The sequence below is a fragment of the Pseudomonas fluorescens genome (assembly GCF_000968015.1).
Classification (GTDB): Bacteria; Pseudomonadota; Gammaproteobacteria; order Pseudomonadales; family Pseudomonadaceae; genus Aquipseudomonas; species Aquipseudomonas fluorescens_W.
On record NZ_LACH01000007.1, the window covers coordinates 61,274 to 82,189 of the forward strand.

At 59.6% G+C, this 20,916-nt stretch carries 18 protein-coding genes; 10 read left to right on the forward strand and 8 right to left on the reverse strand.

Translation table 11 applies throughout. The features are described from left to right. The first annotated feature begins 217 nt into the window (after positions 1–217). From hisG to hisC, 3 genes are all read left to right on the forward strand, one after another. Entirely contained in the window at positions 218–853 is a 636-nt protein-coding gene (hisG, locus tag VD17_RS04780) for an ATP phosphoribosyltransferase (RefSeq protein WP_007901570.1), read from the forward strand. 125 nt (positions 854–978) lie between these two features. Continuing rightward, entirely contained in the window at positions 979–2,316 is a 1,338-nt protein-coding gene (hisD, locus tag VD17_RS04785) for a histidinol dehydrogenase (RefSeq protein WP_046052893.1), read from the forward strand. A 2-nt stretch (positions 2,317–2,318) separates the two neighbouring features. Continuing rightward, positions 2,319–3,371, forward strand: coding sequence for a histidinol-phosphate transaminase (gene hisC / locus VD17_RS04790; RefSeq protein WP_046052894.1), 1,053 nt, complete (start codon positions 2,319–2,321; stop codon positions 3,369–3,371). Positions 3,372–3,486: 115 nt separating this feature from the next. On the opposite strand, the gene VD17_RS04795 is transcribed toward hisC, so the two are convergent. From VD17_RS04795 to algW, 3 genes are all read right to left on the reverse strand, one after another. Next, the gene (locus VD17_RS04795; protein ID WP_046052895.1) at positions 3,487–4,218 is read right to left on the reverse strand and encodes a DUF4198 domain-containing protein; all 732 of its coding nucleotides are present in this window, start codon (positions 4,216–4,218) and stop codon (positions 3,487–3,489) included. Between the two features lie 12 nt (positions 4,219–4,230). Next, a complete protein-coding gene (locus VD17_RS04800; protein WP_046052896.1) occupies positions 4,231–6,336 on the reverse strand; it encodes a TonB-dependent siderophore receptor in 2,106 nt (701 codons plus the stop codon). Positions 6,337–6,422: 86 nt separating this feature from the next. Beyond that, positions 6,423–7,583 carry a Do family serine endopeptidase AlgW gene (gene algW, locus VD17_RS04805; protein WP_046052897.1) on the reverse strand — a complete coding sequence of 387 codons (1,161 nt, stop codon included), beginning with the start codon at positions 7,581–7,583 and terminating at the stop codon, positions 6,423–6,425. Between the two features lie 102 nt (positions 7,584–7,685). Between algW and VD17_RS04810 the strand changes: the two genes are divergently transcribed. The 3 genes from VD17_RS04810 (at position 7,686) to cysN (ending at position 11,534) form a co-directional block, all read left to right on the forward strand. Beyond that, complete coding sequence (locus VD17_RS04810) at positions 7,686–8,444, forward strand: Nif3-like dinuclear metal center hexameric protein (RefSeq protein WP_046045869.1); 759 nt, start codon at positions 7,686–7,688, stop codon at positions 8,442–8,444. 264 nt (positions 8,445–8,708) lie between these two features. Next, positions 8,709–9,626: a sulfate adenylyltransferase subunit CysD gene (cysD, locus tag VD17_RS04815; protein WP_046052898.1), complete on the forward strand. Its 918-nt coding sequence runs from the start codon at positions 8,709–8,711 to the stop codon at positions 9,624–9,626. A 9-nt stretch (positions 9,627–9,635) separates the two neighbouring features. Beyond that, positions 9,636–11,534, forward strand: coding sequence for a sulfate adenylyltransferase subunit CysN (gene cysN, locus VD17_RS04820; RefSeq protein WP_046052899.1), 1,899 nt, complete (start codon positions 9,636–9,638; stop codon positions 11,532–11,534). 170 nt (positions 11,535–11,704) lie between these two features. On the opposite strand, the gene VD17_RS04825 is transcribed toward cysN, so the two are convergent. From VD17_RS04825 to VD17_RS04835, 3 genes are read right to left on the reverse strand one after another with little or no spacing between them, the layout of a single operon-like run. Continuing rightward, positions 11,705–12,613 (reverse strand): acyltransferase, encoded by a 909-nt coding sequence (locus tag VD17_RS04825; RefSeq protein WP_046052900.1) that lies wholly within the window; start codon positions 12,611–12,613, stop codon positions 11,705–11,707. Continuing rightward, positions 12,614–14,713, reverse strand: a complete 2,100-nt coding sequence (gene pta / locus VD17_RS04830) for a phosphate acetyltransferase (protein WP_046052901.1) — start codon at positions 14,711–14,713, stop codon at positions 12,614–12,616. 60 nt (positions 14,714–14,773) lie between these two features. Then, positions 14,774–15,112 (reverse strand): DUF3565 domain-containing protein, encoded by a 339-nt coding sequence (locus tag VD17_RS04835; protein ID WP_033058229.1) that lies wholly within the window; start codon positions 15,110–15,112, stop codon positions 14,774–14,776. Here VD17_RS04835 and VD17_RS04840 point away from each other — a divergent pair. The 3 genes from VD17_RS04840 to VD17_RS04850 all read left to right on the forward strand — a co-directional run bounded on the left by VD17_RS04840 (position 15,081) and on the right by VD17_RS04850 (position 17,485). Further along, positions 15,081–15,566, forward strand: a complete 486-nt coding sequence (locus VD17_RS04840) for an FKBP-type peptidyl-prolyl cis-trans isomerase (RefSeq protein WP_007901600.1) — start codon at positions 15,081–15,083, stop codon at positions 15,564–15,566. The two genes, VD17_RS04835 and VD17_RS04840, sit on opposite strands and share 32 nt — an antisense overlap. Before the next feature lie 124 nt (positions 15,567–15,690). Further along, positions 15,691–16,173 (forward strand): glutathione peroxidase, encoded by a 483-nt coding sequence (locus VD17_RS04845; protein WP_033057948.1) that lies wholly within the window; start codon positions 15,691–15,693, stop codon positions 16,171–16,173. A 208-nt stretch (positions 16,174–16,381) separates the two neighbouring features. Then, complete coding sequence (locus tag VD17_RS04850; RefSeq protein ID WP_046052902.1) at positions 16,382–17,485, forward strand: NADH:flavin oxidoreductase; 1,104 nt, start codon at positions 16,382–16,384, stop codon at positions 17,483–17,485. Between the two features lie 119 nt (positions 17,486–17,604). Here VD17_RS04850 and VD17_RS04855 read toward each other — a convergent pair whose 3' ends face one another. Next, the gene (locus VD17_RS04855) at positions 17,605–18,804 is read right to left on the reverse strand and encodes a glycosyltransferase family 4 protein (protein WP_046052903.1); all 1,200 of its coding nucleotides are present in this window, start codon (positions 18,802–18,804) and stop codon (positions 17,605–17,607) included. Positions 18,805–18,844: 40 nt separating this feature from the next. Continuing rightward, positions 18,845–19,597, reverse strand: coding sequence for a sulfate transporter CysZ (gene cysZ, locus VD17_RS04860; protein WP_046052930.1), 753 nt, complete (start codon positions 19,595–19,597; stop codon positions 18,845–18,847). A 315-nt stretch (positions 19,598–19,912) separates the two neighbouring features. Between cysZ and trxB the strand changes: the two genes are divergently transcribed. Continuing rightward, positions 19,913–20,869, forward strand: coding sequence for a thioredoxin-disulfide reductase (gene trxB, locus VD17_RS04865; protein WP_008150707.1), 957 nt, complete (start codon positions 19,913–19,915; stop codon positions 20,867–20,869). Positions 20,870–20,916: the final 47 nt, after the last annotated feature.

Below are 20,916 nucleotides of genomic sequence, written 5' to 3' on the forward strand. Positions count from 1 at the left end.
ACGAGCGAATGCAAGACAAGGCGAAAACTGGCGAGAAAGCGGAGTTGACTTTAGTCAATGAGCATTTCGAGCCAGTTTTCAACGCAGGATTGCAGAGCGCAGTAGCTGTTACTCCACATGGATGAATTCGTTTCAAGTCGAGCCGTTTCCGGCTCGATGTGTGTCCGGCGCCATTTGCGACCGGGCATCAGTAGCCTGATAAGGACTGACGTTTCCCATGTTGACCATCGCACTGTCCAAGGGCCGCATCCTTGACGACACCCTGCCGCTTCTGGCTGAAGCGGGCATCGTGCCGACCGAGAATCCGGACAAGAGCCGCAAGCTGATCATTCCCACGACTCAGGCCGATGTACGTCTGCTGATCGTGCGCGCCACCGATGTGCCGACTTACGTCGAACATGGTGCCGCTGACCTGGGCGTCGCCGGTAAAGATGTGCTGATGGAATATGGCGGCCAGGGTTTGTACGAGCCATTGGACCTGCGAATTGCCCTCTGCAAGCTGATGACCGCCGGCCGTGTCGGCGATGTCGAGCCCAAGGGCCGCCTGCGTGTGGCGACCAAATTCGTCAACGTTGCCAAGCGTTACTACGCCGAACAGGGCCGTCAGGTCGACATCATCAAGCTCTATGGCTCGATGGAACTCGCGCCGCTGATCGGTCTGGCAGACAAGATCATCGACGTGGTCGACACCGGCAACACCCTGCGCGCCAATGGTCTGGAACCCCAGGATTTCATTGCCGACATCAGCTCCCGGCTGATCGTGAACAAAGCTTCAATGAAAATGCAGCACGCCCGTATCCAGGCGTTGATCGACACCCTGCGCAAGGCAGTGGAGTCTCGACACCGCGGCTGATTCACCTGCGCGACCTTGAGTCGCGCCCGTCTATCCGCCTCATAGCCAGAATCTCAGGTGCCCAAGCGGAAACGACTGCTAAGTTAGGGCGCCTGAGTTTTTGCCATTCCTATGAGGCTCTCGCTATGACCGCACCGACTGCAATTCGCCGACTCAACGCTGCTGACCCGGATTTCGCACATCATCTGGATCATCTGCTGAGCTGGGAAAGTGTGTCTGACGACTCGGTCAATCAGCGGGTGCTGGACATCATCAAGGCCGTGCGCGAGCGTGGCGATGCGGCGCTGGTGGAATTCACCCAGAAGTTCGACGGCCTGCAGGTCGCGTCCATGGCGGACCTGATTCTGCCTCGCGAACGCCTGGAACTGGCCCTGACCCGAATCACCGTGCCTCAGCGTGAAGCGCTGGAAAAAGCTGCGTCCCGAGTACGCAGCTACCACGAGAAACAGAAGCAGGACTCCTGGAGCTACACCGAAGCCGACGGCACCGTGCTGGGCCAGAAAGTGACGCCGTTGGATCGCGCCGGCCTGTATGTACCGGGCGGCAAGGCGTCTTATCCGTCCTCGGTACTGATGAACGCGATTCCGGCCAAGGTGGCCGGTGTGACCGAAGTGGTCATGGTGGTGCCGACGCCTCGTGGCGAAATCAACGAACTGGTGCTGGCCGCAGCCTGCATCGCCGGCGTCGACCGCGTGTTCACCATCGGCGGCGCCCAAGCGGTTGCCGCGCTGGCCTACGGCACCGAAAGCGTGCCGAAGGTCGACAAAGTGGTCGGCCCGGGCAACATCTACGTCGCCACCGCCAAGCGCCACGTGTTCGGCCAGGTTGGCATCGACATGATCGCCGGCCCTTCGGAGATCCTTGTGGTATGCGACGGTCACACCGATCCGGACTGGATCGCCATGGACCTGTTCTCCCAGGCCGAGCACGACGAAGACGCCCAAGCGATTCTGGTCAGCCCGGATGCCGAGTTCCTCGACAAGGTGGCCGCCAGCATCGCCAAACTGCTGCCGACCATGGAACGCGCCGAGATCATCGAAACGTCGATCAATGGCCGTGGTGCGCTGATCAAGGTCCGCGACATGGACCAAGCCATCGAAGTGGCCAACCGCATCGCACCGGAACACCTTGAGTTGTCCGTTGCTGATCCGCAGGCCTGGCTGCCGAAGATTCGCCACGCTGGCGCGATCTTCATGGGCCGTCACACCTCCGAAGCCTTGGGCGACTATTGCGCCGGCCCGAACCACGTGTTGCCAACCTCCGGCACCGCGCGCTTCTCCTCGCCGCTGGGTGTGTACGACTTCCAGAAGCGTTCGTCGATCATCTTCTGCTCCGAGCAAGGTGCGTCGGAACTGGGCAAAACCGCTTCCGTGCTGGCCCGTGGCGAGTCGCTGACCGCTCACGCGCGCAGCGCCGAATACCGCATCATTGACGAGCTCTTTAATGAAGAGCAGGGGGAGTGAAGATGAGTAAATTCTGGAGCCCGTTCGTCAAGAATCTGGTGCCTTATGTCCCGGGCGAGCAGCCGAAACTGGCGAAACTGGTGAAGCTCAACACCAACGAAAACCCGTACGGTCCATCGCCAAAAGCCTTGGCGGCGATGCAGACCGAACTGAATGACAATTTGCGTCTGTACCCGGACCCGAACAGTGAAGTGCTCAAGCAAGCAGTCGCCAAGTACTACGGCGTGCAGAGCAATCAGGTGTTTCTCGGCAACGGTTCCGATGAAGTCCTGGCGCACATCTTTCACGGTTTGCTGCAACACGATCAGCCGCTGCTGTTCCCGGACATCAGCTACAGCTTCTATCCGGTTTACTGCGGGTTGTATGGCATCGCCTTCGACGCGGTGCCGCTGGACGAGCAGTTCCAGATCAACCCGGCGGACTACGCCAAGCCGAACGGCGGGATCATCTTCCCGAATCCGAACGCACCGACTGGCTGCCTGTTGGCGCTGGACGCCGTGGAGCAAATCCTCAAGGCCAGCCCGGACTCAGTGGTCGTGGTGGATGAGGCTTACATCGATTTCGGCGGTGAGACGGCGATCAGCCTGGTGGATCGTTATCCGAACCTGCTGGTGACCCAGACCCTGTCCAAGTCCCGTTCGCTGGCCGGCCTGCGAGTGGGGCTGGCGGTGGGACATCCGGACCTGATCGAGGCGCTGGAGCGGATCAAGAACAGCTTCAACTCCTATCCGCTGGATCGCCTGGCGAATGTCGGTGCAGCCGCAGCGTTCGAAGATCGTGAGTACTTCGATAAGACCTGCCGGTTGGTGATCGAGAATCGTAAATGGGTCATTACGCAATTGGAAGCGAAGGGCTTTGAAGTCCTGCCGTCGGCGGCAAACTTCATTTTCGTCCGTCATCCGAAACACGATGCGGCGGGGCTGGCGGCGAAGTTGCGCGAGCAAGGCGTGATCGTTCGGCACTTCAAACAGGAACGGATTGCCCAATTCCTGCGGATCTCGATTGGCACGCCGGAGCAGAATCAGGCGTTGATCGACGGCCTCGGCGACCTCTGATTCAACTCCGAACCTGTGGGAGCAAGCCTGCTCGCGATGGCGGTCTGACATTCAACATAGATGCTGAATGTTACGGCCAATCGCGAGCAGGCTCGCTCCCACAAGGTTTTGTGGGTTATTCGTGATGCGGTTCACCCAGGAACGTCAGTGAACTGAACACCCCACGCGTCGCCACATCCGGATTGTCCTTCAGCACAATCTCCATCTGTGCCGAAATCACGTTCAACCCCTCATTGCGCACCACCACCTGCGCTCGGCCATCCGCATCGGTTTCAGTGCTCAAGGTATTCGGCGCACTGCGATAATCGCCAACCAACTTCACACCGGCTGCCGGTTTGCCGTCCAATAGCACTCGCACTGGCAGCAACTTGCCTGGCCCGACCGTCAGCGGATCAACCTCCGGCAGGATCAGCAACTTCATCTGCTCAAGCTTGGGCAACTTCGCCCCCGGCTGATAAATCGCCAGGCTGTATTTGAAGGTCTGCGTTGACTCGATTGCGCCAGGCACCTTGCTGCGCCCTTCGTTGATCCATTTTTTATCCGCCGTTTGCGACCACATGCCATTGTCCAGCACCACCGCCATCACAGCGGGTGGTTTCAACGGTTGCAAACGGGCGTGATCGGCAAGGCGCTGCACGGTCACCGGGATCATTTTGCCGTTGACGTCATACGCCCAGGCGCCGCTGATCTTCTGTGCCTTGAACGCGTTGTCTTCGGCACCGTGGCCGTAAATCACTTCGATATTGCCGCGACGTTGTTCGGTCCACAGGCCATGGGCCGAGACTTGGCTTGTAAATAAAGGGCCGAACAGCAGACCGAGCAGGGCCATAGGTTTGAGGTGTCGCATGGGGGCTTCCTATTACAGATTAAGGGTCAGGCTGACGGTGAAGTTGCGAGGCTCGCCGGGGTTGACCCAGTAGTTGCTGTACGAGCGCTCGAAGTATTTCTCGTCGAAAAGGTTGTTCAGGTTCAGGCCCACGGTGATGTGTTCACTGGCCTTGTAATGGGCCAGCAGGTCGACGGTGTGGTAGGCCGGTAGCTCAAAATCGCTGCCGGATTCACCCGAGCGATCGCCGACATAAGTGAGCGCCGCGCCGACGTCCGACCCCCGCAAACGGCCATTCTGGAATTCATAAACCCCGAGCAGGCTGCCACTACGTTTGGCCACACCGAGGATTCGGCTGCCGGTGGGAATCACCTTGTCGCCCTCGGTGACTTCGGCGTCGATGTAGGCGAAGGCACCGATCACCCGCATGGCGTCGGTCACTTGCCCGGCGACTTGCAGGTCGAATCCCTGGCTTCGCGCCTTGCCCATGGCGCGGCTGGTGTCGGTGCCCGGATCGAGGGTGAGGACGTTTTTTTTGTCGATATGGAAGGCGGCGAGGGTGCTGCTCAAGCGGTCGTCGAATAGCTCGCTCTTGATCCCGATTTCATAACCGACACCTTCTTCCGGATCGAAGGATTTGCCGGCAGCGTCCAGTCCATTGTTCGGTTTGAACGAAGTGGCTGCGTTGGCAAACACCCCGACTTCAGGTGTCAGTTGATAGAGCAGGCCGGCCCGTTGGGTCAGGGCGTCGTGGCTCTGGCGGCGGGTGGCGCCACGACTGTGATCGTCGATGCTTTGTTCGAAATGTTCGAAACGTGCACCGAGCATGCCGCGCAGTTTGTCGGTAAAGACGATTTGATCCTGCAGGTTCAGCGCATGGCTTTCGACGTGTTCGAAGAAGTCCGTGCCGGAGCGCGTGCCGTCGGGTTTTGGCTGACCGTAGACCGGCTGATAAATGTCGATGGCATAAGGGCCGCCAGCGATGGTCGTGACCCGCTCGTTCTTGCGAAAGTTTTCGTATTCGCTGCCAATCAGCAGTTCGTGTTGCCAGCTACCGATGTCGAAAAAGCCACGTAGTTCGAGTTGAGTGATGCTGTCGTGCCAATTCGTATCGCGTTCACGATAGCGTCGATTGGCGGTGTGGCCGTCGGCATTCAACGCGCGGTTTTCGGAGGCGTAGCCCCAGAGTTTGCCTTCTTTGTAATGACTGGCCAGGCGCAGTTTCCAGCGATCGTTGAGCTGATGTTCGAGGGCCGCCTGGAGCATGTTGTTGTGGTTATCAATGTCGCCATCGTTGGGTTCGCCGAGGAAGGTCGAACGGGAAACACCGCTCCATGCGTTGTACGGCGCGACGATGCCGCGGTCGAAAGTCGAGCTGTGGCGAACGAACTCGCTCTCCACCAACAGGCTTGTGTCTGGGGTGAGTTGCCAATTGAAGGAGGGCGCGACGAACACTCGTTGGCTGCCGATGTGATCGCGGAAGCTGTGGTTGTCCTCGACGGCCAGGTTCATTCGCGACAGCACATTGGCGTCGTTATCCAGTGGCGTGTTGACGTCCAGCGCTGTGCGAAAGCGATCCCAGCTGCCGACGCTGGTTTGCAACGTGGTGAAGGCTTCGGGCTGCGGCTTCTTGGTGACGATGTTCACCGTGCCGCCCGGATCGCCGCGTCCATAGAGGCTTGCCGCGGGGCCTTTGAGCACTTCGATGCGCTCGATGTTGGCCACATCCGGGGTGCTCGGGTAACCGCGGTTGGCGCTGAAGCCGTCCTTGTAGAACTCCGACGAGGTGAAACCGCGCACGCTGTATTCATAGAGCGTCAGGCCGCCGAAGTTGTTCTGCTTCGACACACCACCGGCAAAATCCAGCGCACGCTCGACGCTGGTGCTGCCCAGATCGTTGAGCACACTGACAGGGATCACGCTGATGGATTGCGGGATGTCGCGAATCGCGGTGTCTGTTTTGGTCGCGCTGGAAGACCGCGTGGCGCGGTAGCCCTGGATCGGACCGGTGGGGGATTCGTAGTTGGAGGTGACGCTGATGGCGTCCAGTTCGAGGGGACCGGACTCTTCGGCGAAGACCGGGTCCCCTAGCAGACCGAGGGCAAGACTTGCCACGGAGGCCATTGTTCGAGACGACATGTTATGTTGTTCCAATATAGATATTGAAACAATATAACATGACTAATGAGAATGTCTTCTGTTTGCCCGAGATGCTCGGGCAAGCGTCAGTCTTCTTCTTTCTCTTTGACCGGCGCCGGTGGCGGACGCAGGCCGATTTCCGCAGTCAGCTTGAGCTCCTTGCCGTTACGCATCACCTGGATCGTGACCTTGTCGGTCGGTTTGATCCGCGCGACCTGGTTCATCGAACGACGACCATCGCCGGCCGGTTCGCCGTCGATGCTGAGGATCACGTCACCCAGTTGCAGGCCGGCCTTCTGCGCCGGACCGTCACGGAAAATCCCCGCGACCACAATGCCCGGTCGCCCCGACAGGCCAAACGATTCCGCCAGCTCCTGGCTCAACGGCTGCACTTCGATGCCGAGCCAGCCGCGAATCACCTGGCCGTGCTCGATAATCGACTTCATCACTTCCATGGCCAGTTTCACCGGGATTGCGAAACCGATGCCCTGCGAACCGCCGGACTTGGAGAAGATCGCCGTGTTGATGCCGGTCAGGTTGCCGTTGGCATCCACCAGCGCACCACCGGAATTGCCAGGGTTGATCGCCGCGTCGGTCTGAATGAAGTCTTCGTAGTTGTTCAAGCCCAGCTGATTACGTCCGGTGGCACTGATGATGCCCATGGTCACGGTCTGGCCGACACCGAACGGGTTGCCGATGGCGAGGGCTACGTCGCCGATGCGGATGTTGTCGGAACGCCCGACAGTGATCGATGGAAGATTCTTCAAGTCGATCTTCAGGACCGCGAGGTCGGTCTCCGGGTCGCTGCCGATCACTCGCGCCAGGGTTTCACGACCGTCCTTGAGCGCCACCACGATCTGGTCGGCACCGGTGGTCACGTGGTTGTTGGTCAGCAGGTAACCTTCCGGGCTCATGATCACGCCGGAACCGAGGCTCGACTCCATGCGCTTCTGTTTGGGCGAGTTGTCGCCGAAGAAGCGGCGGAACTGCGGATCTTCGAACAGCGGATGGTTCGGTTTGTTGATGACTTTGGTGGTGTACAGGTTGACCACCGACGGCGCGGCCGTGGTCACCGCGTCGGCATAGGACACCGGACCCTGTTGCATGGTGGTGGTTTGCGGGGCTTGCTGCATGTTGACGTCGAGGCTCGGGAGCCCGACCCACTGCGGGTAACGCTGGATGATTAACAGAGCAATAAGCACGCCGGCCAACAGCGGCCAGCCGGAAAAACGCAGCGCCTTGAGCATTAAGCACGTCCTGAGAGGTTGCAGGCGGTATGAGACCGCCCATAATGTCGCGCATTATACGAGGCGAAGCATGCCTCTGAACGGGATATTTAGGAGTCTTTTATGGCCGTCGCCTTGAGCACCCTGGTCGAAGAAGCCGACCGTTACCTTAACAGTGCAAAGATTGCCGATTACTGCCCCAACGGGTTGCAGGTCGAAGGCCGGCCGCAGGTCATGCGCATCGTCAGTGGCGTCACCGCCAGCCAGGCGTTGCTCGACGCCGCTGTGGAAGCCAGCGCCGACCTGGTACTGGTGCATCACGGCTATTTCTGGAAAGGCGAGAATCCGTGCATCACCGGCATGAAGCAGCGTCGGTTGAAAACCCTGCTCAAGCACGATATCAGCCTGTTGTCCTACCATCTGCCGCTGGATCTGCACCCGGAAGTCGGCAATAACGTGCAGCTGGCACGTCAGCTCGATATCACCGTGGAAGGCCCATTGGACCCGGACAATCTCAAAGTTGTCGGCCTGGTCGGTTCATTGAACGAGCCGGTGACGGCCCGCGATTTTGCCCGTCGCGTACAAGAAGTCATGGGCCGCGAGCCGTTGCTGATCGAAGGCAGCGAGATGATCCGCCGTGTTGGCTGGTGCACCGGTGGCGGTCAGGGTTACATCGATCAGGCCGTGTTGGCTGGCGTCGACTTGTACCTCAGCGGTGAGGCGTCCGAGCAGACCTTCCACAGCGCCCGGGAAAACGACATCAGCTTCATCGCCGCCGGTCACCATGCGACCGAGCGCTATGGCGTGCAGGCACTCGGGGATTATCTGGCGCGGCGTTTTGCCCTTGAGCACATCTTCATCGATTGCCCGAATCCAATTTGATAGCGTGGATCTGCGGGACATCCGGTTAACTGTGGGAGCGAGCTTGCTCGCGATGGCGGTGTAACAGTCGACATTAATGCTGAATGTGAGTAAGTCATCGCGAGCAAGCTCGCTCCCACAAAGTCTGCAGCGCCCGAACAGGCAGGTATATTCATATACCCTTTCGATCTAGCTTGCGTCCTGATTAGAAGAGGTCGCTGTGCTAGGATTCCTCGCTCGAACACGGCCCGCTGGCCGTCCATAAGATCGTTTTCGTGAGTAGCCATGGTCGACAAACTGACGCATCTGAAACAGCTGGAGGCCGAAAGCATCCACATCATCCGCGAGGTCGCCGCCGAGTTCGATAACCCGGTGATGCTGTACTCCGTCGGTAAAGACTCTGCCGTGATGCTGCACCTTGCGCGCAAGGCATTCTTCCCGGGCAAACTGCCGTTCCCGGTGATGCACGTCGACACCCGGTGGAAGTTCAAGGAAATGTACGCGTTCCGCGACCGCATGGTCGCAGAGCTCGGCCTTGACCTGCTGGTGCACGTGAATCCGGAGGGTGTTGCGCAGGGTATCAACCCGCTCACCCACGGCAGCGCCAAACACACCGATATCATGAAAACCGAAGGCCTCAAGCAGGCTCTCGACAAGTACGGTTTCGATGCCGCTTTTGGTGGTGCCCGTCGTGACGAAGAGAAGTCCCGTGCCAAAGAGCGCGTGTATTCCTTCCGCGATACCAAGCACCGCTGGGACCCGAAAAACCAGCGTCCCGAGTTGTGGAACGTCTACAACGGCAAGGTCAACAAGGGCGAATCGATCCGTGTTTTCCCGTTGTCGAACTGGACCGAACTGGACATCTGGCAGTACATCTACCTCGAAGGCATCCCGATTGTGCCGCTGTATTTCGCCGCCGAGCGCGACGTTATCGAGATGAATGGCACCTGGATCATGATCGACGACGAACGCCTGCTCAATCACCTGAGCGACGAAGACAAGGCGCGCATCGTCAAGAAGAAGGTCCGTTTCCGCACACTGGGTGACTACCCGTTGACCGGTGCGGTCGAGTCCGAGGCCACCAGCCTGACCGACATCATTCAGGAAATGCTCCTGACGCGAACTTCCGAACGCCAGGGCCGGGTCATCGATCACGATGGCGCAGGCTCGATGGAAGAAAAGAAACGTCAGGGTTATTTCTAAGGGGTTGTCATGTCGCACGCATCTGATTTGATCAGCGAGGACATTCTCGCCTACCTGGGCCAGCACGAACGCAAGGAAATGCTGCGCTTTCTGACCTGTGGCAACGTCGACGACGGCAAGAGCACCCTGATCGGGCGCCTGCTGCACGACTCCAAAATGATCTACGAAGATCACCTGGAAGCCATTACCCGCGACTCGAAAAAAGTCGGCACCACTGGCGATGACATCGACCTGGCATTGCTGGTCGACGGCTTGCAGGCCGAGCGGGAGCAGGGCATCACCATCGATGTCGCTTACCGCTACTTCTCCACCGCCAAGCGCAAATTCATCATCGCCGACACCCCTGGCCATGAGCAGTACACCCGCAACATGGCCACCGGTGCGTCCACCTGTGACCTGGCGATCATCTTGGTCGACGCCCGTTACGGCGTGCAGACCCAGACCCGTCGCCACAGCTTCATTGCCTCGTTGCTGGGCATCAAGCACATCGTTGTCGCCATCAACAAGATGGACCTCAACGGCTTCGACGAAACCGTCTTCGAGTCGATCAAGGCCGATTACTTGAAGTTCGCCGATGGCATCGCGTTCAAGCCGACCACCATGGCCTTCGTGCCAATGTCGGCGCTGAAGGGCGACAACGTGGTGAACAAGTCCGAGCGCTCGCCGTGGTACACCGGCCAGTCGCTGATGGAAATTCTCGAGACCGTCGAGATCGCCAATGACCGCAACTACACCGACCTGCGTTTCCCGGTGCAGTACGTCAACCGTCCGAACCTGAACTTCCGTGGTTTCGCCGGCACCCTGGCCAGCGGCGTCGTGCACAAGGGCGACGAAGTCGTTGTGCTGCCGTCGGGCAAGAGCAGCCGCGTGAAGTCCATCGTCACCTTCGAAGGTGAGCTGGAGCACGCAGGTCCTGGTCAAGCGGTGACGCTGACCATGGAAGACGAGATCGACATCTCCCGCGGCGACTTGCTGGTGCATGCCGACAACCTGCCGCAAGTGACTGACGCCTTCGACGCCATGCTGGTGTGGATGGCCGAAGAACCGATGCTGCCGGGCAAGAAATACGACATCAAGCGCGCCACGACGTACGTGCCGGGTTCGATCACCAGCATCGTCAACCGCGTTGACGTGAACACCCTGGAAGAAGGTCCGGCCAGTTCGTTGAACCTGAACGAGATTGGCCGGGTCAAGATCAGCCTCGACGCGGCCATCGCGCTGGACGGTTACGCGAGCAACCGCACCACCGGTTCGTTCATCGTCATCGATCGTTTGACCAATGGCACCGTCGCGGCCGGCATGATCATCGCTCAGCCGTTGAGCCATGGCGCCAGCACGCATCACGGCAAACTGGCGCACGTCGCCACCGAAGAACGCGCCCAGCGCTTCGGCCAGCAACCGGCCACCGTGTTGTTCAGCGGCTTGTCGGGTGCCGGCAAAAGCACCCTGGCTTACGCGGTTGAACGCAAGCTGTTCGACATGGGCCGTGCGGTGTTTGTACTCGATGGCCAGAACCTGCGTCACGACCTGAACAAAGGTCTGCCACAGGATCGCGCCGGGCGTACCGAGAACTGGCGTCGTGCGGCGCACGTTGCGCGTCAGTTCAACGAAGCCGGTCTTCTGACGCTGGCAGCCTTCGTTGCGCCGAGTGCTGAAGGACGTGAGCAGGCCAGGGAACTGATCGGCAAGGAGCGTCTGCTGACGGTCTACGTCCAGGCCTCTCCGACGGTCTGTGCCGAGCGTGATCCACAAGGCCTGTACGCGGCGGCCGGGGACAACATCCCGGGCGATTCCTTCCCGTACGACGTGCCGCTGGACGCCGACCTCGTGGTCGATACCCAGTCGCTGTCGCTGGAAGAAAGCGTCAAGCACGTGCTGGATCTGCTGCGCAAGCGTGGCGCGATCTAAGCGTTAGCCGTTAACAAAAACCCCGCCGATGAGTGATCATCGGCGGGTTTTTTATTTTTGCTCAACTCGGTCAAGTGTAGGAGTGAGCCTGCTCGCGATAGTGGTGGATCAGTCGACATAAATTCTGAATGTGCGGCCGCTATCGCGAGCAGGCTCACTCCTACAGGGGATCAACGTTTGCCTGGGTATTCCCGGTGCATCTGTGCAAGCAATGCGTCCTTGTCCTGCCACAACTGGTTGATCCAGCCCTGAAACTGCAATCGATACTCGCCGTCCTGGTCGTAGTTCTTGCCGATGAACTGCGGCGGAATCTTCAGTTCCTGAAAATGCACAACAACTTCCTTCACATTCCCGCAGAGCAAATCCCAATAACCGGGCCGCCCGGCAGGATAGTGAATGGTCACGTTGACGATGGCTTCCAGCTGCTCACCCATGGCATCCAGCACAAACGCAATGCCGCCCGCCTTTGGTTTGAGCAAGTGACGGAACGGCGATTTCTGCTGGGCATGCTTGCCTTCGGTGAAACGCGTGCCTTCGACGAAGTTGAAAATCCCCACCGGGTTGTGGCGGAACTTGTCGCAGGTCTTGCGGGTGGTTTCCAGGTCTTTGCCTTTCTTCTCCGGGTGCTTTTCCAGGTAGGCCTTGGAGTAGCGCTTCATGAACGGAAAGCCGAGCGCCCACCACGCCAGGCCAATCACCGGCACCCAGATCAGTTCCTGTTTGAGGAAGAACTTCAGCGGGCGAATCTTCCGGTTCAGCACGTACTGCAACACCATGATGTCGACCCAGCTCTGGTGGTTGCTAGTGATCAAATACGAGTGCTGATAGTCCAGACCTTCGAGGCCGCTGAGCGTCCAGCGTGTGTGACCGAGCAAGTCCATCCACGCTTTGTTGTTGCTGATCCAGGCTTCGTGGATGTGGCCCATCAGCCAATCGGTAAAGCGCTGGGCGGAGGGGAAGGGCAGTATCAGTTTGAAAATCGCCACAATGAATAGCGGTGTGCAGCAGACAATCGTGTTCAGCGCCAACAGTAGCGAGGCAATCACGCCTCGCAGCGGTGCAGGTAGGGAATCCAGCATTTAAAGATCCAAAGGTCGGTTGGCAGCTTGAATCGCGGTCAACGCGATGGTGTAGACGATGTCGTCGACTTGCGCGCCGCGCGGCAGGTCGTTCACCGGTTTGCGCAGGCCTTGCAGCATCGGCCCGAGGCTGACGCAGTCGGCGCTGCGCTGCACGGCTTTGTGGGTGGTGTTGCCGGTGTTCAGGTCGGGGAACACGAACACGGTGGCGCGACCTGCCACCAGGCTGTTCGGCGCCAGTTGCCGGGCAACGGTTTCGTTGGCGGCGGCGTCGTACTGCAATGGGCCGTCGATCAACAGCGCGTTTTGTTGCTCGTGGGCGAGCAACGTCGCTTCGCGCACCTTCTCGACCTCTTCGCCGCTGGCCGATTCACCGCTGGAGTAGCTGATCATCGCCACGCGCGGGGTGATGCCGAAGGCAGCTGCCGAGTCGGCGCTTTGCAGCGCGATCTCGGCCAGTTCGCTGGCGCTCGGGTGCGGGTTCATCACGCAGTCGCCGTAGACCAGCACTTCCTCCGGGAAGAGCATGAAGAACACTGACGACACCAGCGTGCAGCCCGGCGCCGTTTTAATAAGCTGCAGGGCCGGGCGGATGGTGTTGGCGGTGGAGTGAATGACCCCGGACACCAATCCGTCGACCTCATCCAGCGCCAGCATCATGGTGCCGATCACCACGGTGTCTTCCAGTTGCTGCTCGGCCATCGGCGCGTTGAGGCTTTTGCTTTTGCGCAGGGCGACCATCGGCTCGACGTAGCGCTCGCGGATCAGGTCCGGGTCGAGAATCTCCAGCCCCGGCGGCAACTCGATGCCTTGGGCGCGAGCCACGGCTTCGACGTCCGCCGGTTTCGCCAGCAACACGCAACGGGCGATACCACGTGCCTGACAGATGGCTGCGGCTTGCACGGTCAGCGGCTCGCTGCCTTCGGGCAGGACGATGCGTTTGTTGGCGGCCTGGGCGCGCTGGATCAATTGATAACGGAACACCGCGGGCGACAGGCGCATTTCCCGTGGCGTGCCGCAGCGTTGGTGCAGCCATTGGGCGTCGAGGTGGCTGGCAACGAAATCGGTGATGATCTCCGCGCGCTCGCGGTCGTCGATCGGGATTTCCTTGTTCAAACCGTTCAGCTGGTTGGCGGTGTCGTAGGAGCCGGTGCTCACCGACAACACCGGCAGGCCGGCCTGCAACGCGCCACGGCAGAGGTCCATGATGCGCGGGTCGGGCAGGGTGTCGCTGGTCAGCAACAGGCCGGCCAGCGGCACGCCGTTCATGGCGGCGAGGCTGACGGCGAGGATGATGTCGTCGCGATCACCGGGCGTCACCACCAACACGCCGGGCTTGAGCAGCTCCACGGTGTTGCGCATGGTGCGGGCGCAGATGATGATTTTGGTCATGCGCCGGGTCTCGTAATCACCGGCATTGAGAATTTGCGCGCCCATCAGATCGGCGACGTCGCGGGTGCGCGGGGCGTTCAATTCCGGCTGGAACGGAATGCAACCCAACAGACGGAAATCGCCGCTGCGCAGCAAGGGCGAATGCTCTTTCAAGCGCGAGGCAAAGGCCTCCATGCTCTCGTCGGTTTTGACTTTGTTGAGGATCACGCCGAGGACTTTCGGGTCTTTCGGACCGCCGAACAATTGCGCCTGCAATTCCACTCGGCCGGACAGCTCGGTCAGCACCTCGTTTTCCGGCGCCGAGACCAGGATCACTTCGGCGTCGAGGCTTTTCGCCAAATGCAGATTGACCCGAGCGGCGTAACTGGCGCTGCGGGTCGGGACCATGCCTTCTACGATCAGCACATCCTTGCCGACTGCAGCCTGCTGATAAAGGGTGATGATTTCTTCGAGCAGCTCATCCAGTTGACCGTCGCCGAGCATGCGCTCGACGTGCGCCAGACCGAGCGGCTGAGGCGGTTTCAAACCGTGAGTGCGCGCCACCAGTTCAGTGGACCGTTCAGGGCCGGTGTCGCCCGGATGCGGCTGGGCAATCGGTTTGAAAAAGCCGACCTTGAGGCCGGCCCGCTCAAGAGTACGCACCAGCCCGAGGCTGATGGAGGTCAGACCCACACCAAAATCGGTGGGCGCGATAAAAAAAGTTTGCATGCGGATTCTCTGGAGGTGCATGGCAGTGGCGATCATCTATGTCTGACGATCTACCGAATTTCAGTCGCCAAGGTTATCGCTAACCGAGCCTTGTGCGCACCAACCGCAATCAAAGGGCTGGCCTATTTTTTCAATACGTTGCGCGGGGTCCAGGACCCAGGCGCGTGATTGCCACGGTGGCTGGTGGCGCAGGTGCTGGGTGTGACCGCAGGAAAGCTCGGCCACCCAGTGCCCGTCCTCATCCTGATGGAAACCTGTGACCGTTGAGCCTTTCGCCGTCACCCGTCTGTCCGGGTTGTGTTCGCTTTCGGGCGATTGCTTCGCTAAACTTGGCCATTCTTCATTCTTATGCAAAAGGTCTCGCCCCATGCTGATCGCCGCCAATAAGGCTGTCTCCATCGACTATACCCTGACCAACGACGCTGGTGAGGTCATCGACAGCTCAGCCGGCGGCGCGCCGCTGGTCTACCTGCAAGGCGCAGGTAACATCATTCCGGGCCTGGAAAAGGCTCTGGAAGGCAAAGCAGTCGGTGACGAACTGACTGTCGCCGTAGAACCTGAAGATGCCTACGGCGAATACGCTGCCGAACTGGTCAGCACTTTGAGCCGCAGCATGTTCGAAGGCGTCGACGAGCTGGAAGTGGGCATGCAGTTCCACGCATCCGCTCCGGACGGCCAAATGCAGATCGTCACCATTCGCGATCTGGACGGCGACGATGTCACCGTTGACGGCAACCACCCGTTGGCCGGTCAGCGCCTGAATTTCCAGGTCAAAATCATCGACATCCGTGATGCCAGCCAGGAAGAAATCGCTCATGGTCACGTCCATGGCGAAGGTGGCCATCACCACTGATTTTCTGCGCTAAGCTTTCGAGAACTGGAGAGGCGCCCGAGGGGCGCCTTTTTAGTCCGCGGCTGTCCCTGGTGACACCGCCAAGTGGCTGTTTCGAGAAGATCACGGGAATTTGGAGTTCGTCATGAGTGCTTTTCACGACCTTAAATTGACAGCCCTGGATGGTCAGGAGCTACCGCTGGCGCCTTTCAAGGGGCGTGTCGTGCTGGTGGTCAACGTTGCCTCCAAATGCGGCTTGACCCCACAGTACGCGGCGCTGGAAAACCTTTACCAGCAATACAAGGACAAAGGGTTCAGCGTACTCGGCCTGCCGTGCAACCAGTTTGCCGGGCAGGAACCGGGTACCGAGCAAGAGATCCAGGATTTCTGCAGCCTCAACTATGGCGTGACCTTTCCGTTGTCCAGCAAGCTGGAAGTCAATGGTCACGATCGTCATCAGCTGTACCGTCTGCTGGCGGGCGAGGGTGCTGAGTTCCCGGGTGACATTACCTGGAACTTCGAAAAATTCCTGCTGGGCAAGGACGGGCGTGTACTGGCGCGGTTTTCACCACGCACGGCGCCGGATGATCCGACAGTTGTTCATGCGATTGAAAAAGCGCTGAGCTAAAAAGAAAGATCAAAAGATCGCAGCCTTCGGCAGCTCCTACGGGTGTACACATTCCCCTGTAGGAGCTGCCGAAGGCTGCGATCTTTTTGCTTCTGTCTTTTAATCCTTAATCACCCAGATCAATAGTGCTGTGCATCGCTTGTCGCTCCGCATATTATCGCCGTCATAAAACATCTGTCCCGTCGATACCGTTTTCGTGGAGCGTCCCATGCCCGTCAAAGCCCTGTTCAAACCGTTCCACCTCGGCACCCTCGAACTGCCGACCCGCGTCGTCATGGCGCCGATGACCCGATCGTTTTCGCCGGGTGGCGTTCCTAATTCCAAAGTGATCGAGTACTACCGTCGTCGCGCCGCCGCAGGCGTTGGCTTGATCATCACCGAAGGCACCACCGTCGGCCACCAGGCTTCCAACGGTTACCCGAACGTGCCGCATTTCTACGGTGAAGCAGCGCTGGCCGGCTGGAAAAAAGTGGTCGACGCGGTTCATGCTGAAGGTGGCAAGATCGTTCCGCAGCTGTGGCATGTCGGCAGCGTGCGCCGCATCGGCACCGAGCCGGACGCCAGCGTGCCGGGTTACGGTCCGTCGGAGAAATTGAAAGATGGTCAGGTCGTGGTGCACGGCATGACCCAGCAAGATATCCAGGACGTGATCGCCGCGTTTGCCCAGGCCGCCAAAGATGCCCAGAGCATCGGCATGGACGGCGTTGAAATTCACGGTGCCCACGGCTACCTCGTGGACCAGTTCTTCTGGGAGGGCAGCAACCAGCGCACCGACGAATACGGCGGCAGCCTGGCTAACCGTTCGCGTTTTGCCATTGAACTGATCCAGGCTGTGCGTGCAGCGGTCGGCGAAGGCTTCCCGATTATTTTCCGTTTCTCTCAATGGAAGCAGCAGGATTACACCGCGCGTCTGGTGCAAACACCGGAGGCATTGGGTGAATTCCTCAAGCCGTTGTCCGACGCCGGCGTGGATATTTTCCACTGTTCGACGCGCCGTTTCTGGGAGCCGGAGTTCGACGGTTCCGAGCTGAACCTGGCCGGCTGGACCCGCAAACTCACCGGCAAGCCGACCATCACCGTGGGTAGCGTCGGCCTGGACGGCGAGTTCCTGCAGTTCATGGTCAACACCGACAAGATCGCGCAGCCAGCCAGCCTGGAAAAACTGCTGGAGCGTTTGAACAATGATGAGTTCGATCTGGTGGCGGTAGGTCGTGCGCTGCTGGTGGACCCGGACTGGGCGCAGAAGGTGCGTGACGGCCGCGAAGAAGACATCCTGCCGTTCAGCCGTGAGGCGTTGATGACCCTGGTTTAAGCGGCGCCTTGACTGACGCCTTCGCGAGCAGGCTCGCTCCGACACTGGATTTCTGTACGACGCAGAACCAATGTGGGAGCGAGCTTGCTCGCGATGACTGACTAAAGAACACCGAAGAATCAAGGCAAGGTCGGTGCATTCGGAACCAACTGCTCTCTGAAACAGGCCCCGCGCAACTGCCCTTCAAACTGCTCGATAATCGCTGCCCACCCTTGGCGACTTGCATGCTGACGCGCATTAAGCCGCACGCAGCGCAACGTTTCGCGCTCCTCCAACAGCCAACACGCCGCATCGCAGAACGCGTCCTCATCCCCCGGCATCGCCAGTACGCCGTTGTAGCCATGGCGGATGTGCTGAGCCGCTGCTGCCTGATCGTACGCCACCACACCCAGTCCCGAGGCCAACGCCTCAAGCACGACATTGCCGAAGGTTTCGGTCAGGCTTGGAAACAGAAACACATCCCCCGACGCATAGTGACTGGCCAAGGCTTCGCCGCGTTGAGAGCCACAGAAAATCGCCTCGGGCAGTTCTTTCTCAAGTTCCGCTCGTTGCGGGCCGTCGCCAATCACAATCAACCGAATTTTGCGCTGTGGATAAGTGGCTTTCAGTGCGTCGAAGCAGCGCTTGAGCAGGCCCAGATTTTTCTCCGGTGCCAGACGTCCTACGTGGATGACAGCGATGTCGTCGTTACCCAGCCCCCAGCTCTCACGCAGGGCATTAATCCGCTTGGTCGGGTGAAACAACTGGCTGTCGACCCCACGTGACAGCAACGCCAGGCGCTCGAAATGCCGGCGCTCCAGTTCCATTCTTTGACTCACGCTCGGCACCAGGGTCAGCGTCGAACGATTGTGAAACCAGCGCAGGTAGTGGGTCAGCAATCGCGTCAGCAGTCCAAGCCCATACTGACTGGAGTACTGCTGGAAATTGGTGTGGAAGCCGCTGACCACGGAAATCCCCAAGCGCCGCGCCGCGCGCAACGCGGACAATCCCAGCGGTCCTTCCGTGGCGATATACAGCACGTCCGGTCGATGACGTTTCCAGCGCCGCAGCAGCTTGTGCATCGACGACTGACCCCATTGCAAGCCGGGATAACCCGGCAGCGGCCAGCCTCGGCACAGCAACAACGCATCGTCGCTGCCCAACTGCTGATCGCAACCCTGACGTGGTCGCACCAATTCCACCTGATGTCCGCGCGCGCGCAAGCCGTCGCACAAGCGGCCGAGAGTATTGGCGACTCCGTTGATTTCGGGAGGGAAGGTTTCGGTGATCAGGGTGATATGCAGAGCTGTCGTCATGACCTCAGTGTCGACTGAGGCCATGTCGCCAGTGTGACGGTGGGATGATGAATTTGTGACCGGATCAGCGCTGGACTACCAGGTTTTCCGCGCCGCGTTCACGCACCCAGAACAGGGTCGCACCCGCCACAGCCGCCGGCATCATCAGGATGTTGACCACCGGAATCAGCAGCACCAGATAAACACTGCCGCCGAAACTCATGCTCTGCCAGCGCTTCTCGCGCAGCCAGGCGAGCATCTCGTTCCAGCCCAGTTTGTGGTTGTCCGCCGGGTAGTCGATGTACTGGATCGCCATCATCCACACCCCGAACAGCAGCCACAGAGGCGCCGCGATGATGTTCACCACCGGAATGAACGAGAGGATGAACAGTCCGATGGCGCGCGGCAGGAAGTAGCCGAGTTTGCGCATTTCCCGGGCCAGGGTGCGGGGGATCATGGCGATCAGCTCGCCCCAGCTGAAGGACGGGAAGTCGTCGGTGCCGCGCACCACGACTTCGACTTTTTCCGCGAGGAAGCCGTTGAATGGCGCGGCGATGACGTTGGCCAGCATGGTGAAGGTGAAGAACACCATCAACACCACCAGCACCACGAACAACGGCCAGAGCACATAACTGAGAAAACTCAGCCAGTCGGGCAGGGACGGCATCAATGTATCGACCCACAGGCTGAATTGATGGCTGGCCAGGTAGATCAATCCGACGAACAGCACCAGGTTGATCATCAGCGGCAACAGCACAAACAAACGCAGGCTTGGGCTGAGGACCAGCTTGAGGCCTTCGCGCAGGTATTGTGGGCCGGACAGAACAGGGGCGGGCATAACGTGCTCCGAGCAAAGGGGAAACGCGCCGACCTTACCGGCTTTGCCTGACAGGCGAAAGCGCGGTAGCAGCATCGACATTAACTGTAACAAAGGCGCCTATGTATCCATCGTGATCGGATAGAGCCCGCCTATGAGCTGGATTGTTAAACCGTATTTCCTTAATCTTCGCCCCCTCGATACGCTGCACCCAATCTTTTTACAGGACTGTCGAGCTCAAGCCTTCCCCAAGTGCTTTCAACGGTCCTTTTTTATTCCCGCCGGCAACCCGGCGTTCCGTGCCAGATATTTCGGGCCGGTCAACAGGAGCAGGTCATGTCTGAAGTCCGTCATTCGCGAGTGATTATTCTCGGTTCCGGCCCTGCCGGTTACAGCGCCGCGGTCTATGCCGCCCGTGCCAACCTCAAGCCACTGCTGATCACCGGCATGCAAGCCGGCGGTCAACTGACCACCACCACCGAAGTCGATAACTGGCCTGGCGACGTCCACGGCCTGACCGGCCCGGCGCTGATGGACCGCATGAAAGAGCACGCCGAGCGCTTTGAAACCGAAATCGTCTTCGATCACATCAATGCCGTGGACTTCGCTGCCAAGCCGTACACCCTGACCGGCGACAGCGCGACCTACACCTGCGACGCCTTGATCATCGCCACCGGTGCCAGCGCTCGTTACCTGGGCCTGCCGTCGGAAGAAGCGTTCATGGGCAAAGGCGTTTCGGCCTGCGCGACCTGTGACGGTTTCTTCTACCGCAACAAGCCAGTGGCTGTGGTCGGTGGCGGCAACACCGCTGTTGAAGAGGCGCTGTACCTGGCTAACATCGCCAGCAAAGTGACCTTGATCCACCGTCGCGAAACCTTCCGCGCCGAGAAGATCCTGATCGACAAACTGAATGCCCGGGTTGCCGAAGGCAAAATCGTCTTGAAGCTGAACTCGACTCTGGACGAAGTTCTGGGCGACAACATGGGCGTGACCGGTGCCCGTCTGAAGAACAACGACGGCAGCTTCGACGAGCTGACAGTCGACGGCGTGTTCATCGCCATCGGCCACACCCCGAACACTTCACTGTTCGAAGGTCAGCTGACCTTGAAAGACGGCTACCTGGTTGTGCAGGGCGGCCGTGACGGCAACGCCACTGCCACCAGCCTCGAAGGTATCTTTGCTGCCGGTGACGTGGCCGATCACGTTTACCGTCAGGCCATCACCTCGGCCGGCGCTGGCTGCATGGCGGCACTGGACGCCGAGCGCTACCTCGACGACCTGCAGAACGCTTGATTCTGATTCTGTAGAAACTAAAAAACCGGCCTAGGCCGGTTTTTTTG

Bases quoted from the DNA above. Each gene is read 5' to 3' on its own strand.
- VD17_RS04825 (WP_046052900.1), bottom strand. From the start codon at position 12,613: ATGCTGGATTCCCTACCTGCACCGCTGCGAGGCGTGATTGCCTCGCTA.
- VD17_RS04795 (WP_046052895.1), bottom strand. From the start codon at position 4,218: ATGCGACACCTCAAACCTATGGCCCTGCTCGGTCTGCTGTTCGGCCCT.
- trxB (WP_008150707.1), top strand. From the start codon at position 19,913: ATGTCTGAAGTCCGTCATTCGCGAGTGATTATTCTCGGTTCCGGCCCT.
- VD17_RS04810 (WP_046045869.1), top strand. From the start codon at position 7,686: ATGGCCGTCGCCTTGAGCACCCTGGTCGAAGAAGCCGACCGTTACCTT.
- hisD (WP_046052893.1), top strand. From the start codon at position 979: ATGACCGCACCGACTGCAATTCGCCGACTCAACGCTGCTGACCCGGAT.
- cysN (WP_046052899.1), top strand. From the start codon at position 9,636: ATGTCGCACGCATCTGATTTGATCAGCGAGGACATTCTCGCCTACCTG.
- VD17_RS04835 (WP_033058229.1), bottom strand. From the start codon at position 15,112: ATGGAGACAGCCTTATTGGCGGCGATCAGCATGGGGCGAGACCTTTTG.
- cysZ (WP_046052930.1), bottom strand. From the start codon at position 19,597: ATGCCCGCCCCTGTTCTGTCCGGCCCACAATACCTGCGCGAAGGCCTC.
- VD17_RS04840 (WP_007901600.1), top strand. From the start codon at position 15,081: ATGCTGATCGCCGCCAATAAGGCTGTCTCCATCGACTATACCCTGACC.
- pta (WP_046052901.1), bottom strand. From the start codon at position 14,713: ATGCAAACTTTTTTTATCGCGCCCACCGATTTTGGTGTGGGTCTGACC.
- VD17_RS04855 (WP_046052903.1), bottom strand. From the start codon at position 18,804: ATGGCCTCAGTCGACACTGAGGTCATGACGACAGCTCTGCATATCACC.
- algW (WP_046052897.1), bottom strand. From the start codon at position 7,583: ATGCTCAAGGCGCTGCGTTTTTCCGGCTGGCCGCTGTTGGCCGGCGTG.
- cysD (WP_046052898.1), top strand. From the start codon at position 8,709: ATGGTCGACAAACTGACGCATCTGAAACAGCTGGAGGCCGAAAGCATC.
- hisG (WP_007901570.1), top strand. From the start codon at position 218: ATGTTGACCATCGCACTGTCCAAGGGCCGCATCCTTGACGACACCCTG.
- hisC (WP_046052894.1), top strand. From the start codon at position 2,319: ATGAGTAAATTCTGGAGCCCGTTCGTCAAGAATCTGGTGCCTTATGTC.
- VD17_RS04850 (WP_046052902.1), top strand. From the start codon at position 16,382: ATGCCCGTCAAAGCCCTGTTCAAACCGTTCCACCTCGGCACCCTCGAA.
- VD17_RS04800 (WP_046052896.1), bottom strand. From the start codon at position 6,336: ATGTCGTCTCGAACAATGGCCTCCGTGGCAAGTCTTGCCCTCGGTCTG.
- VD17_RS04845 (WP_033057948.1), top strand. From the start codon at position 15,691: ATGAGTGCTTTTCACGACCTTAAATTGACAGCCCTGGATGGTCAGGAG.